The sequence below is a fragment of the Neobittarella massiliensis (ex Bilen et al. 2018) genome, assembly GCF_900289145.1.
In the GTDB taxonomy this organism is placed as follows: Bacteria; Bacillota; Clostridia; order Oscillospirales; family Ruminococcaceae; genus Neobittarella; species Neobittarella massiliensis.
Map to the genome: position 1 here is coordinate 44,567 of NZ_OKQO01000006.1, position 13,048 is coordinate 57,614.

At 43.9% G+C, this 13,048-nt stretch carries 14 protein-coding genes; 12 read left to right on the forward strand and 2 right to left on the reverse strand.

Translation table 11 applies throughout. From position 1 onward, the window contains the following. The first annotated feature begins 56 nt into the window (after nucleotides 1-56). The 7 genes from C6Y32_RS09275 (at nucleotide 57) to C6Y32_RS09305 (ending at nucleotide 7,418) form a co-directional block, all read left to right on the forward strand. Entirely contained in the window at nucleotides 57-647 is a 591-nt protein-coding gene (locus C6Y32_RS09275) for a TetR/AcrR family transcriptional regulator (RefSeq protein ID WP_015535507.1), read from the forward strand. Nucleotides 648-714: 67 nt separating this feature from the next. Then, a complete protein-coding gene (locus C6Y32_RS09280) occupies nucleotides 715-2,472 on the forward strand; it encodes an ABC transporter ATP-binding protein (protein ID WP_015535506.1) in 1,758 nt (585 codons plus the stop codon). A gap of 1 nt (nucleotide 2,473) precedes the next feature. Next, nucleotides 2,474-4,198, forward strand: a complete 1,725-nt coding sequence (locus tag C6Y32_RS09285) for an ABC transporter ATP-binding protein (RefSeq protein ID WP_015535505.1) — start codon at nucleotides 2,474-2,476, stop codon at nucleotides 4,196-4,198. Between the two features lie 11 nt (nucleotides 4,199-4,209). Continuing rightward, a complete protein-coding gene (locus tag C6Y32_RS09290) occupies nucleotides 4,210-5,709 on the forward strand; it encodes an ABC transporter ATP-binding protein (protein WP_044932501.1) in 1,500 nt (499 codons plus the stop codon). Next, nucleotides 5,702-6,406: an energy-coupling factor transporter transmembrane component T family protein gene (locus C6Y32_RS09295; RefSeq protein ID WP_044932499.1), complete on the forward strand. Its 705-nt coding sequence runs from the start codon at nucleotides 5,702-5,704 to the stop codon at nucleotides 6,404-6,406. The genes C6Y32_RS09290 and C6Y32_RS09295 overlap by 8 nt, the downstream gene beginning before the upstream one ends. Before the next feature lie 14 nt (nucleotides 6,407-6,420). Then, nucleotides 6,421-7,008 carry an MptD family putative ECF transporter S component gene (locus C6Y32_RS09300; RefSeq protein WP_015535504.1) on the forward strand — a complete coding sequence of 196 codons (588 nt, stop codon included), beginning with the start codon at nucleotides 6,421-6,423 and terminating at the stop codon, nucleotides 7,006-7,008. Between the two features lie 38 nt (nucleotides 7,009-7,046). Continuing rightward, complete coding sequence (locus C6Y32_RS09305) at nucleotides 7,047-7,418, forward strand: metal-dependent transcriptional regulator (protein WP_015535503.1); 372 nt, start codon at nucleotides 7,047-7,049, stop codon at nucleotides 7,416-7,418. Nucleotides 7,419-7,494: 76 nt separating this feature from the next. Here C6Y32_RS09305 and C6Y32_RS09310 read toward each other — a convergent pair whose 3' ends face one another. Further along, nucleotides 7,495-8,526, reverse strand: a complete 1,032-nt coding sequence (locus tag C6Y32_RS09310) for an IS6 family transposase (protein ID WP_105205005.1) — start codon at nucleotides 8,524-8,526, stop codon at nucleotides 7,495-7,497. Between the two features lie 213 nt (nucleotides 8,527-8,739). Between C6Y32_RS09310 and C6Y32_RS09315 the strand changes: the two genes are divergently transcribed. Next, nucleotides 8,740-8,913 carry a cysteine-rich KTR domain-containing protein gene (locus C6Y32_RS09315; RefSeq protein WP_015535502.1) on the forward strand — a complete coding sequence of 58 codons (174 nt, stop codon included), beginning with the start codon at nucleotides 8,740-8,742 and terminating at the stop codon, nucleotides 8,911-8,913. A 50-nt stretch (nucleotides 8,914-8,963) separates the two neighbouring features. Here C6Y32_RS09315 and C6Y32_RS09320 read toward each other — a convergent pair whose 3' ends face one another. Further along, nucleotides 8,964-9,296, reverse strand: a complete 333-nt coding sequence (locus C6Y32_RS09320; protein WP_049940538.1) for a helix-turn-helix domain-containing protein — start codon at nucleotides 9,294-9,296, stop codon at nucleotides 8,964-8,966. A gap of 514 nt (nucleotides 9,297-9,810) precedes the next feature. Between C6Y32_RS09320 and C6Y32_RS09325 the strand changes: the two genes are divergently transcribed. The 4 genes from C6Y32_RS09325 to C6Y32_RS09340 all read left to right on the forward strand — a co-directional run bounded on the left by C6Y32_RS09325 (nucleotide 9,811) and on the right by C6Y32_RS09340 (nucleotide 12,954). Further along, nucleotides 9,811-10,263, forward strand: a complete 453-nt coding sequence (locus C6Y32_RS09325) for an RNA polymerase sigma factor (protein WP_044932497.1) — start codon at nucleotides 9,811-9,813, stop codon at nucleotides 10,261-10,263. A 620-nt stretch (nucleotides 10,264-10,883) separates the two neighbouring features. Further along, complete coding sequence (locus C6Y32_RS09330) at nucleotides 10,884-11,414, forward strand: type II toxin-antitoxin system PemK/MazF family toxin (RefSeq protein ID WP_015535501.1); 531 nt, start codon at nucleotides 10,884-10,886, stop codon at nucleotides 11,412-11,414. 9 nt (nucleotides 11,415-11,423) lie between these two features. Further along, nucleotides 11,424-11,660: a helix-turn-helix domain-containing protein gene (locus tag C6Y32_RS09335; protein WP_044933357.1), complete on the forward strand. Its 237-nt coding sequence runs from the start codon at nucleotides 11,424-11,426 to the stop codon at nucleotides 11,658-11,660. Between the two features lie 61 nt (nucleotides 11,661-11,721). Continuing rightward, nucleotides 11,722-12,954, forward strand: a complete 1,233-nt coding sequence (locus tag C6Y32_RS09340) for a tyrosine-type recombinase/integrase (protein WP_015535500.1) — start codon at nucleotides 11,722-11,724, stop codon at nucleotides 12,952-12,954. Nucleotides 12,955-13,048 lie beyond the last annotated feature (94 nt).

Consider the following 13,048-nt stretch of genomic DNA (forward strand, 5'->3'; position numbering starts at 1 on the left):
CAGAGAAGGGAGAAAATATTTTGAGTTACTGTTCCGACTTGACAAGAGAGCGAATTATGGAATGTGCGAAAGTGGAATTCCTAAAAAAAGGCTTTCAGGCAACGCAGCTTAAAGATATTGTTACCGCTGCAAAGGTTACAACAGGTGCAATATATCGACATTTTAAGGATAAAGAAGCGTTGTTTTTTGCCTTAATCGAAGATGTTTACCATTATACATTAGATTTTCTGGATAATGCAGAACCTTACGATAAAGTTGGAATTAGAGAAGCTATTGAAAGGGATTCTGTTGAAGCGTCATATGTTCAGGCAATGACATATGTCAACTATATGTACGAGCATTTGGAGGAATTTCAACTCTTGCTGAAATGCAGCAAAGGTTCTCGCGTCGAAAACTTTATAGAAGAAATTACAATTCAATATACGAAACAGAATGCCCTATTTGTAAAGGCGGCATATGAAGCGGGATATGCGAAATGTCTGCCAAACGATATAGAAATACACATTTTGACGCATGGATATATTACTGCACTATGTGAGTGTGTTTTGCACGATGTTCCTTATAAAAAGGCGGAGGATTATGTAAAAAATATCATAAAATTCCAGCACTATGGCTGGTATGGTGTATTAGGGCTTCCACTAAAATAAGTGGCTTTTGCCATTTATTTTTTGCCAAATAGTTAGTTTTCGCTAACCTATTTAAGGAGGATTTTTCATGAAGAAAAAAACGAAACCTGGAGCAATTCAGCAATTGTTGAGTTATGCAGGAAATAATAAAAAGCAACTATATCTTTCAACCTTTCTTGCAACGCTGGGCGAACTATTCGGGATGGCCCCCTTTATTACAGTGTCATTATTAGTCGCGGAACTATTTAACAAAACAGCTACTATTCAAAATGTATGTATCTTGTTTGCAGTCGCTTTGGGCGGGCAAATATTAAAACTGTGGCTTACATATCAATCCTCTTTTATGTCGCATAAGGCTACATATAAAATATTGAAAAATATCCGTAGCAAAATCGCAGATAAAATGCTTCGGGTTCCAATGGGCGTCATGTTGGATACGCCGACCGGAAATTTCAAAAATTTGATGGCAGATACAGTTTCAAAATTAGAGGATTCGATGGCTCATTTTATGCCTGAAATAACCTCTAATGTAGTGGCTCCCCTATGCTGTATACTACTGGTATTTATTCTTGACTGGCGCATGGGATTAGCTGCATTGATTACAATTCCCCTCGGACTTTTGGGTTACATTGGAATGATGAACGATTATGTGAATAAAAGTACCACTTATATGAAATCACAAAATGCGATGAACAGTACGCTGGTTGAGTATGTAAATGGTATAGAGGTTATTAAGGCATTTAATCAAGGAAGTGCTTCTTATAGTAAATTTACAGGTGCAATTAACTTCTTCCATGACAGTACTCTGGCATGGTGGAAGCAGAGTTGGCTTTGGTCAGCAGTCATTCAGGCTGTAATGCCGACAACATTGTTGGGAACGCTTCCGATTGGCGCATGGCTTTATATGACTGGAACATTACCATTATCAGATTTTATCACTTGCATTATCCTTCCTATTGGATTTATTGCCCCGCTTATGCGAGTAGGAAAATATTCTGAACAATTTAATATGGTGAAAGCCTGCCTCGATCAAATACGGGATTTTATTGAAAAACCGGAACTGAAACGTCCAGAAAAAAATGTTGCACTGGATGAAACAGCCTATCGCTTTGAAAATGTTTCTTTCGCTTATAACGAGACGGAAGTTCTGAAGAATGTATCCTTTGAAATCAAACCAGGTACTGTTTCAGCAATTGTCGGCCCTTCCGGTTCCGGAAAATCAACGATTGCAAAACTCATGGCTGGTTTTTGGGACGCCACAAAAGGAAAAGTTATTTTTGGCGGAAAGAATATTAAAGAGATTCCTTTCGCACAGTTGATGGGTGAAGTCAGTTATGTTGCACAGGACAATTTTCTGTTCGATGAAAGTATCCGTGAAAACATCCGGCTCGGAAAACCGGATGCGACAGACGATGAGGTGGTAGCTGCTGCAAAAGCTGCCTGCTGTCATGAGTTTATTGTAAAGTTGGAAAACGGATATGATACAAATGCCGGAGACGCAGGAGGAAAACTTTCTGGCGGAGAACGTCAGCGAATTACTATCGCAAGGGCAATTCTAAAAAATGCAAGAGTAATTATTCTTGATGAGGCCACGGCCTATGCTGATCCAGAAAATGAGTATCTCATTCAAAACGCTATCAGTAAACTTGTAAAAGGAAAAACCCTCATCGTAGTAGCTCATCGTCTTGCGACCATCCAGAAGGCTGATCAAATCCTTGTGGTGGAAAATGGAAAGATTGTTGGCTGCGGCAGGCAGGAAGAGCTTTTATCAGAATGCCCACTTTATCAAAGATTATGGAGTGATTATGTGAGTTCAGCTGATCAAGTGGAAGGAGGGACATTTTAATATGTTTTCAATTATAAAAAGGATTTTACGGTTATCTGGGAAATATCGTCCCCGTGTAATTGCCGGACTGATCTTCAATGCTCTGAAATCCTGCTGCGCCGCCTTTGTATTTTTTGCTGTGCTATTGGTAATGTTGAATATCGAACACTTAACAGAGACTGTCATTTTACAGGCATTTGGAATTGTTGCACTTAGTGTTTTGGGCCGCTTTTTGTTTCAGTACCTAAGCGATGTGCTAATGAGTGCGTCTGGATATGAGATTTTCCGGGAAAAGCGTCTTGAGATTGGAAATCAGCTCAAAAGGGCACCAATGGGCTATTTTACAGAAAATAATCTCGGCACCGTACAAACAGTATTGACAACAACAATTTCCGATCTGGAAGGGAATTGTATGCTTGCACTAACATTTTTGGTAGGAGGTTTTGTACAGGCGCTTGCCATGACGCTAATGTTGGGTATATTTTGCTGGCAGATTGGGTTTTTGGCTTTAACAGGAATTTTAGCGGGAATTCTTGTACTGGGCCAGATAAAAAAGCGGGCCGGCGCGCATACGGAAGATATGCAAAATGCTCAGGAATTGTTGGTGGGAAGTGCATTAGAATACATAAAAGGCATTTCTGTTCTGCGCATATTCGGAAAAGGCAAAGAAGGAAAAGGAAAAGTGGATCAAGCCTTTGAAAATAAGTGTCGCAGCGATATAGCGGTTACAATTTCTACTGCCGGAATTATGAAGCTGTATGAAGCCGTATTTAAGATTACAAGTTGCCTGTTATTTTTATTGTCAGCTTTGCTCTATTTGTGGGGAGTTATCACATTGCCCTATTGCCTTTTATTTATCATCTGTGCATTTTTAATGTTCATGGAATTGGAATTGATGAATGACGGGGCCTTTTTGAGTAAAATGCTCGCTACGCAGTTGGATCGGCTGGATTTCATCTCAGATATACCGGTTTTAGATGGAGACGGAAAGGATATTGTCCTGAAATCATATGAGATTGAACTGAAAGATGTTATTTTCGCTTATGACAGCCGTCCGGTTTTAGATGGAATCACCTTGAAAATCCCACAGAACTCTACTTGTGCTATCGTTGGGCCGTCAGGTTCAGGGAAAACAACTTTGTGTAATATGATTGCAAGATTTTGGGACGTAAATTCTGGAAGTGTTAAAATTGGAGGACACGATGTAAAAGAATTTACTTGTGATAGCCTTTTATCATATGTAAGTATGGTATTCCAAAAGGTGTATCTGTTTAATGATACGATTGAAAATAACATCAAATTCGGAAAACCTAACGCGACCCATGCGGAGGTGGTAGAGGCCGCTAAAAGGGCCCGCTGCCATGATTTTATAGAGGCGCTCCCACAAGGCTATGAAACAATGATAGGAGAAGCAGGTTCCACTTTGTCTGGGGGAGAAAAACAGAGAATTTCAATAGCAAGGGCGATATTGAAAGACGCGCCCATCGTTATTTTGGATGAAGCGACATCCAGCGTAGACCCGGAAAATGAAAAAGCTCTTTTGGACGCAATTTTTGAATTGACGAAAAATAAAACACTAATTTCTATCGCTCACAGGTTGTCTACTGTTCGGACGGCAGATCAAATTATTGTCATTGATCAAGGCCATATTGTTCAAAAGGGAACCCATAAGGAATTAGCAGAAAAAGAAGGGATTTATCGTACTTTTTTGAAGTGCAGGGAGAAATCCATCAGTTGGAAGCTATGAGGTGTGTTGCCATGAAAAAACAATTTCCAATTATATCTTTTGAACATGCCTCTTTTCAGTATGAAGGACAGTCTCAGGAAAGTCTAAAGGATGTAAAGCTTATCATAAAATCGGGAGAATTTCTTGTTATTACTGGGCAGAGCGGATGTGGAAAGACCACATTAACCAGGTGTATCAATAATTTGATTCCCCGCTTTTTTGAAGGCAGATTATCCGGCGAAGTCATTGTATTGGGACGTTCCATAAAAGAATCGGACGCCGGTGAGGCTGGCAAAGAGATTGCTTCAATTTTTCAAGATCCCCGCAGTCAATTTTTTACTACAAACAGTTCCAGCGAAGTTGCATTTGCCTGCGAAAACTATGGAATTCCACATAAAGAAATCGTTAAACGTGTTAACAGCGCCTTTCAGTCACTGAATATGGAGAACCTAAAAGACAGAGATATTTTTGCCCTGTCCAGTGGAGAAAGGCAAAAAGTTGCTTTTCTCGCAGCGACTACTCTTAATCCACAAATTTATGTTCTGGATGAGCCTTCGGCTAATTTAGACATTCATACAATCTTACAGGTAAGAGAGATTCTTTCTGCTTTGAAAGCCGCTGGACACACGATTATTGTTTCAGAACACAGATTGTTTTACTTATACGGACTCGCAGATCGCTTTTTAATTATGGAGGATGGTCAAATCTGCGAAGAATTAACAGGTGAGGAAATGGCAGAATTATCTGCTGTCCAAATGCACAACAGAAGGCTTCGCCCGTTAAATTTGGATTTAATACAAATAGAAAGGAAAGAATCTATTTGCCGCTCGGAAGTATTTCTCCAAATTAGAAATTTGAGCTTTTCGCATAAAGCCATGCCGGAACTTCTTCACAACATTTCATTAGAAGCCTACAAAGGCGAAACGATTGCCTTGATTGGAGAAAATGGTTGCGGGAAAACAACATTGGGGAAAATCTTGTCTGGCTTGATTCGCTGCCGCCAAGGTGCGTTTTACATTGATGGAAAGAATGTGAAGCAACAAAAATTATCCGACTATGTGTACTTTGTTATGCAGGAGGCAGATCACCAGCTTTATACAGACAGTGTGACGGAGGAATTGAGGTTAGGAAACAAAAGGATTCCAAGCATAGATGAAAAAGTGTCTCAAATTTTGAAAATGCTCCATCTGGAAAACTTCAAAGACTGCCATCCGTATGCTTTATCAGGCGGTCAAAAACAGAGACTGACAATAGGAGCGGCAATGCTTTCGGAAAAACCAATCATCGTTTTGGATGAACCAACAAGCGGGTTAGACTGGGATAATATGTGCGCTGTTGCCAATGCTGTTAATTATATGCGTGAGGCTGGAAAGCTGGTCTTTATTATTACGCATGATCTGGAGTTTATCAGCCTGACCGCCTCGCGCGCTTTGCTTTTGAAGGAAGGGATTATTAAAGATGATTTACAAATGACGGAACAAAACAATTTCAAAATCGTAAAGAATTTTATGGTGGAGGAAGGTGGTGAATAAATTGAGAAAGCATGGAGTATATTACGATTCTCGCATAAAACTTCTGTTGATTCTATTGACATCAGCTTTGGCGTTTGCTTTGGGTGGAGGCTTAACAGGCTTGTTACTCTTTGGCGTCGTTTGCCTGTTTGCTTTGCTAAGTGGACTTTGGAAAACAAGTATCAAAGTTGCAATAGTTTATATAGTTCTGCTTATGTTGGCGCAAGTCCTTCCAATTCATTTATCTTCCGTGATAACATTCTTTTTACTAAGAATTTTGACTATTGCACTTGCTTTGAATATTCTATTTCAGACTACGGAAATATCGGAATTGATAGCAGCGCTTCAGGCAAGTCATATCCCTCAAGCAATTGTGATACCAGTGGCTATCATATTGAGATTTCTTCCATCTTTGAAACAAGATGTGCTTTATATAAAACAAGGGATGAAAACGAGGGGCGTGGGATTGTCTTTTTGGAGAATAGTAAGTCATCCGGCGCAGACATACGAAGGCTTTTTAGTCCCTATACTTATGCGCCTTCTGATGACGGCGACAGAATTATCCGCATCAGCGGAAACGCGAGGCATCAGCTATCCTTGTGAAAAAACTCACTATATATTAGTTGATTTCCGCTTAAGAGATAGTATTTTGTTGATAGGTATGCTTGCTCTTTTTGCGGTTATCATATGGACATCGTTCCAACCAATATCATTTTAAGGAGGATTTATTTCATGCAAACCGAAAACAAAAAAGGATTTCAAGTAAAGGATTTGATCGTCACAGCTCTTTTATCTTTGTGCGCACTTGTTATCTATATCATTTGTGCGTTCCTATCTTTTTCTCCCTACACGATGTTAGTGGTAAGTCCATTGTGGTCATTATTGGCAGCTATTACATATTTCCTTGTAGCAGCTAAGACTAAGAAACCGTGGGCACTGTTCATTTTTTGTGCGGTAACAGGCATTTATGGATTTTATCCGCCCATGATAATTTGCTGCATTATTGCTGGCATTATTTCTGCGTTGATCGCGTGGAAAACAGGTTGCACTAATGGAAAAACACTTACGTTCAGTTATATCATTTATATGGTTTTAGCAGCATTCAGTGGTACATATATTCCCTTCTTGTTTTTCTCAAATCAAACACTTGAGCAGTATGCGGGAATGTTTGGCGAAAGTTATTTGGGAATTTTGCAAACGTTAGTATCACCTGTAACAGCTATCATAATGCTTGTCGTTGTTGCAATTTGCGCCTTTGTTGGCGCGCTCATCGCTAAGAAACTGCTCAAGAAGCATTTCAAAAAAGCAGGTATGGTGTAAATGAAGTAATTATATGTGTCAGAAGGAGGTGTACCATTATGCCCTTAACATCATCTATGGAGGACTATTTAGAGGCAGTTTTAATAGTAGCTAAAAAACAAATTGAGGTGCGCTCTGTTGATATAGCTCGACAATTAAATGTTAGCAAACCAAGCGTCTGGCGGGCAATGACTGTCCTAAAAGATGGTGGTTTCCTTACAATGGATGATCACAGTTTTCTTTTACTCACAGATTTAGGACAAGAAACAGCCAAGAAAATCTATGAGCGTCACTGTTTTTTTACTGAACAGCTTATCGCCGCAGGTATTGACCCCAAGACTGCGGAGGCCGACGCCTGCCGGATTGAACACAACATCAGCGACGAAAGTTTCTCACGGCTGAAAGAGACAGCAACACAGAAACAAGATTAACCTGGATAAATTTTTAATGGCTAACGGCACTGTAAAGTAAAAATGAAAAAATAGGACCCGAAAGCACAAAAAAGCTCTATGCAACGAGCAGAAGCTCGCGCTTACGCTTTTTGGATAGTTGAAGGCCGGCGCACTGAGCCGGAGTAAGGCCATTCAAGGCGGAGTGAGGGCGGACGAAGTTGTAGAAAAAGATGAACATGGAAATGAGGTTGTTGGCAGAGGAAAAAGAGGAAAAGCCCTGTTTGGTTTTGTACCATGCCTTGAACTGCTTGTTAAAGCACTCAATGAGGTTGTTGGTGATGTCATCGTGGAAACTTTCCACGCGGATGTGCTGAACCCCATGCAGCGTCTTGACAGGCATTTGATAGGCGAAGTAACGGTCGCTCACAATGGCGCGAGGCGAGCCTAAATCCTTTACCGCTTCCAGTATGGTGAAAGCCTGAGGACTGTCCCTGTGGCGGTCCAGATGGAAGCCAAGGACAAAGCGCGTCTCACTGTCCAGAATGAGCCAGAGGTAGTATTTCTTGCCCTGTATCTTAACGACAGTTTCATCGGCATGCCACTCGTCAGAGTTGAAATTGAGTGCTGGAATGAGCTGTAAGGCCATGTTTTGGAACATCGGGGCGAAGTTGGTACACCAGTTACTAATGGTCGTGTGGGACACCTGGACATTCATCACGGTACGCAGAATCAATGCGATATTGCGGAACGAGTTCTTGCCCAGGTAGAACATGCTCAAGGCCGTTAGAATCACATGAACAGGGTAGCGTATCCGCTTGAAATCGGTCTTTCCAAAGAGTTGGGACATGGACGGAGCAGAGATAGCGGTAGGCTTCGGTACAAACATGGAGTGGTTGCACTTCTTGTCACAGCAGCGGTAGTCGCTGTAGTGCTCCATATCATGGTGCAGGAAAGTTGCCTTGCCGCAAATAGGACAGGAAGGATAGCTCTTCGTTCGAGTATAAACACGCTCCGGCGTTTCCGGTGCCCACTGATACCAACACTTCTTGCAACGATACTTTTGATGTCCATGCGAATCTTTTCCGTAGCGATAAAAATCCGTTTTGTTGTTGCACTTCGGGCAGCTTATTTGATACAATTTTGCCATGAGGACTCGTCTCCTTTCGGGAGGTACGTGGGTTTGTGGTAAAACCATTGTACCAGAAGGGCTGACGGGTCCTCAACTTTCATTTAACTTTACAGTCCGTGGCTAACTTATGGGAGGAAAAATGAAGATTAAATAGAAAAGACACGCCGACGGGCTTGCAGAGTAGCAAGTCCTCAGCCATGTCTTGGAAACAAGAGAATGGAGGTGGTTCCCATGCAGCAAACAGAATGGGTTTATTGTCCCGTCTGCGGGAATAAAACCCGTGATCGAATCAGGGAGGATACGGTTTTAATCAATTATCCTCTCTACTGCCCGAAGTGCAAACGAAAGAGCTTGATTCAGGCGAAACAGCTACACATCGTTGTCATCAAAGAGCCAGACGCATAGACGCAGAGCCGATGAACCCGTGAGAATTTCCCACGGACATCGGCTCTTTTTCACTCTTTGGGCTGGCTATCCAAGGCCGCTCTAACTGTCGCCTTGATGATCTGCATAGAACGCTCATCGCAGTTATACAGCATACGGACAAGGCTTTCCATTTCAGAATCCTCAATCTTCTTTTCCGGGAAGAAAATCTGATCGGGTAAAATGGACAGCTCCCGAATCAGCTTGTACAGGATGTCGTAGCTGGGCTTTTTGCCTTCGTTCTCGATACGATATATAAATCTCTCGCCTACTCCGACCTTGGCTGCCAGATCTTCGACCGTAATATCTGCTTTCATGCGGGCATTCTTGATGATCTCGCCAAGCATTTCATGTTCATTCTGCACTTTCAGTTCACCTCTCCTTCTATTTTACGGATTTATGCCAGATTTATAATGGCATAGCAGTTCAAATTTTAGAGAACTGATAGTGCGGATAAAAGTGAACTGACCAGGATCGTATAACTGGCCCTGTCAATAAAAAAAACGAGGTTTTGGCAGGTTGGTTTGTCATGCCCATCCCTCCAGACCACGTTTTGGCCTGGAGGGATATTTCATGCGTTGGTCATCCTTCGCACCGCTGCTTATTAGAAGCAGCGAGTATGATTCTATGTCGTAGGCCGCCTGCTTGACGGTGTACGGTCAAAAAAACTTCCCGTTTTTCAGCGGGATACTATGCCCTTCGCACTGAACCATCATGCCATGATTTATACGAACTAAAAAGAAACGCACTTGCTGTTTGGGGGAATACCCCATTCTGCAGGTGCGTTTTTCAATATAGAGAAACCCCATTTTCACGTTGTAGGGGACCGCCGGCCAGTCTGAATTTCTCGCAATTCAGACTGATCGGAGGGAAAACAGCGTGGACGCTGATAAAAAAAGAATATGGATTCGCGGCCAATTTGTCGAGGTCACGGATGAAGTGTACCGGGCCTATATGCAGGGCGACCGGAAAATGCGCTATTTTGAGAACGATTTGAAAACCGAGCGGTTCGTTCTCGGAAAGGAGGGCCAAGTGGTGCAGATCATCCCCAGCCGCGAAGATTCTTTGGACCGGCTGGTGGATGAAAATGCCCGGCAATTCTCCGATGAGCAGGAAAGCGTGGAGAGCGTGGTGCTCCACAAGCTGGAAGTGGACAGGCTACATACCGCGCTTTCCCTGCTTACCCCAGAAGAACGTGCGCTGATCCAGGCATTATTCTTTGATGAGCGCAAGGAGAGCGAGCTGGCGGTGGAACTCGGCATTTCTCAGCCCGCCGTTTATAAGAGGAAAATGAAAATCCTCAAAAAGCTAAAAATTTTTCTGGAAAAATAAGTTTTAGCGGTTATAGAACCTCTCACCCAACGGCAAATAGGGTGAGAGGTTCTTTTTATGGCCTCATGGCACCTTGAAAACTGCATACCCATTCATCAGGCACATTCCCGCTGCTTTGGCGAAAGCCAAAGCCCAGGTAGCGGCTGCGCAGTGATCTGCCGGGAGAAAACAACGAGACACCACCGAAAAAAGAGATTGTAGGTCTTTGGTTTGTTCTTCCAGGCAAGGAGCGAGAAACAGCAGGCTGCCAGTACCGGGCGGCTCCCGGTACGGCCATAACCAGCAGCGGGGACAATGATACTCCCGTCCAGCCTAACGTCCGAGCGTTGAAGCGGTTTGCCGCCGTGATCCGTCGCAGGCAATGGGGGCGGTTGCGTGAGAACCACGCGAGGGGTGAGATTCCCCGTGGAGCTGGTGAGCCGCCAGCCGTTTGATGACTTCCCGCAGTGTTCCGGGGTGTCGAGGACAAATAGGAACACTTTGAAATACGGGCCGTACAGCAGGACGGGCCAATGAAAACAGGAGGATTGTTTTATCTCTCCCTGGCCTTCATTCTGTTCTGCTGTCCGGCTCTACATAGGCGGCACCTGCCGCCTGCATTTCAAAGGGAGGTCATAGACATGAATAAGACATATCTGCGCGGCGATATGTACTATGCCGATCTGGGCCGGGGAATCGGCTCCGAACAGGAAGGGTATCGCCCTGTCCTTATTATTCAGAACGATACTGGAAACAAGCACAGCCCCACGGTCATTGTGGCAGCCATATCCAGCAAAGTGGACGCCAAGGCCAAGCTGCCCACTCATTACCTTCTCAAAGCAGAGAACGGCCTGGAGCTGCCTTCTCTGGTGCTGATGGAGCAGCTCCGCACCATTGATAAAAGACGGCTGGAAACGTACATCGGACATCTGGAGGAACAGCATATCCGCCGGCTCAACCGCGCTCTGGCAGTCAGCGTGGGATTGATTGAAGAAACGTCGAAAAATTTAATCATGTGCCTTTGTCCGGCCTGTGCCAATAACTTCTACGGCACAGGCTCTTATTATTTGCGCCGGGTCCACCCTGGCCGGGTGGAAAAGGACATCTGCACCTACTGCGGCCAGCGGCCCGGTTTTGATTATGAAGTAGTAAAAAAGAAGGAAAGGAAGTGAAGATTGGATATGGAAAAGCTGATTACTCGTAAGGAGGCGGCAAAACTGTTGGGAATCAGCCTTGCCACCTTGGATGAAGCCAGAAACAGCGGTTTGATTTCCTATATTCAATATGTACCGAATGGGTGCGTATATTTCACTTCTGCCTACCTTCAGGAATATGTTGCTAAATGCACCTATCGGGCAAAACCTGTGGAAAAGAAAGCAACCTACCGAAATGTGCGAGGAAACAAATCGCACCTTTGAGCAAATCGTGCGGTTTTGGTAAAACAAAGATACAACACCGATTGCATTTGGAGGTAGAAAAATGGCAGCAAAAAGAAAACGAATTCCCAGGTACAGCAAAGTCCAGATAAATGGGCATGAGTATTACAAAACAGATATTGAGGACGCAGATGGCAAACGGGTGATTCTTTACGGAAAAACCCGCGAGGAAGTTTACGACAAGGAAATGGCGGCTCTTGAGCAAATCGACAACGCCACATTCCGGCGTAAATCCCCCACGGTCGCCGAGTATTGTGAAAAGTGGCTTCTGATGCAGTCCGTCCATATCCGTGCCACCACATTGATTGATTATACATCCAAGGTGCGGCGGCATATTATCAAGGAGCTGGGTGAGAAACGAATGGCCGATGTAACCCTGGATGACATCCAGGTTGCCCTTGTGCCAGTCTCTAAAAAGTCGGCTTCAGTATATAAGTCCGTGGTAATCCTCTACAAGTCTATTTTCCGGGCGGCCAAGGAGAGCCATGTGATTGATACAAACCCGACGATATACCTTGAGGCAAAAGGCGGAGGCGTTCCGCAGGAGGAGCGGCAGGCTTTGACGGATGAACAGGTAGAACGGCTTTTGGACGCCATTCGTGGGTTGCCGCCCTATGTATTTGTGATGATTGGCCTGTATGCCGGGCTGCGGCGGGAAGAAATCCTTGCACTGCAATGGGATTCGGTATATCTGGATACAGATGCGCCGTATTTGACGGTCCGGCGGGCGTGGCACACGGAACATAATAGGCCGGTCATTCTCACAGAGTTAAAAACGAAGGCTGCGGAGCGGAATATCCCTCTCCCGGATCGTTTGGCAGAGTGCTTGAAAGCGGCAAAGAAAAAATCGACATCAGACTATGTAATTGCCAACCAGGATGGAGAGCCGTTGTCTTATACGCAGTTTAAGCGGCTTTGGCAGTATATCGTGACACGGACAGCAAAACCGAGGATAGCTCGCAAACTTGTGGACGGGAAATATGTGAAGTATATGCTTTACCCGAAGCTGGGTGAAAAAGCACGGAACAATGGTCATGTGGTATATAGCTTGGATTTTGAGGTTACGCCACACATGCTTCGTCATACCTACATCACAAATTTGATTCATGCTTCGGTAGACCCGAAAACAGTTCAATACTTGGCTGGCCATGAGAGCAGTAAGATCACGATGGACATTTATGCGAAGGTAAAGTACAACAAGCCGGAGCAACTGGCAGGAGTTTTAAGCGGAGCCTTTGCAGAATGGGATGGCGGTGAATACGAAGCGGCACAATAATTTGACGGAAAACGTACAAAGGGCGGGGAGTGTTCCCCGCCCTTTGCGTTTCCCAGAATCGCACCTTTGATAGAGCCATGATTTTTCAGTATAA

What these genes read in the sequence shown, in the direction of transcription:
- C6Y32_RS09275 (WP_015535507.1), top strand. Translation starts at nt 57, where the DNA reads ATGGAATGTGCGAAAGTGGAATTCCTAAAAAAAGGCTTTCAGGCAACG.
- C6Y32_RS09280 (WP_015535506.1), top strand. Translation starts at nt 715, where the DNA reads ATGAAGAAAAAAACGAAACCTGGAGCAATTCAGCAATTGTTGAGTTAT.
- C6Y32_RS09285 (WP_015535505.1), top strand. Translation starts at nt 2,474, where the DNA reads ATGTTTTCAATTATAAAAAGGATTTTACGGTTATCTGGGAAATATCGT.
- C6Y32_RS09290 (WP_044932501.1), top strand. Translation starts at nt 4,210, where the DNA reads ATGAAAAAACAATTTCCAATTATATCTTTTGAACATGCCTCTTTTCAG.
- C6Y32_RS09300 (WP_015535504.1), top strand. Translation starts at nt 6,421, where the DNA reads ATGCAAACCGAAAACAAAAAAGGATTTCAAGTAAAGGATTTGATCGTC.
- C6Y32_RS09305 (WP_015535503.1), top strand. Translation starts at nt 7,047, where the DNA reads ATGCCCTTAACATCATCTATGGAGGACTATTTAGAGGCAGTTTTAATA.
- C6Y32_RS09310 (WP_105205005.1), bottom strand. Translation starts at nt 8,526, where the DNA reads ATGGCAAAATTGTATCAAATAAGCTGCCCGAAGTGCAACAACAAAACG.
- C6Y32_RS09315 (WP_015535502.1), top strand. Translation starts at nt 8,740, where the DNA reads ATGCAGCAAACAGAATGGGTTTATTGTCCCGTCTGCGGGAATAAAACC.
- C6Y32_RS09330 (WP_015535501.1), top strand. Translation starts at nt 10,884, where the DNA reads ATGAATAAGACATATCTGCGCGGCGATATGTACTATGCCGATCTGGGC.
- C6Y32_RS09335 (WP_044933357.1), top strand. Translation starts at nt 11,424, where the DNA reads ATGGAAAAGCTGATTACTCGTAAGGAGGCGGCAAAACTGTTGGGAATC.
- C6Y32_RS09340 (WP_015535500.1), top strand. Translation starts at nt 11,722, where the DNA reads ATGGCAGCAAAAAGAAAACGAATTCCCAGGTACAGCAAAGTCCAGATA.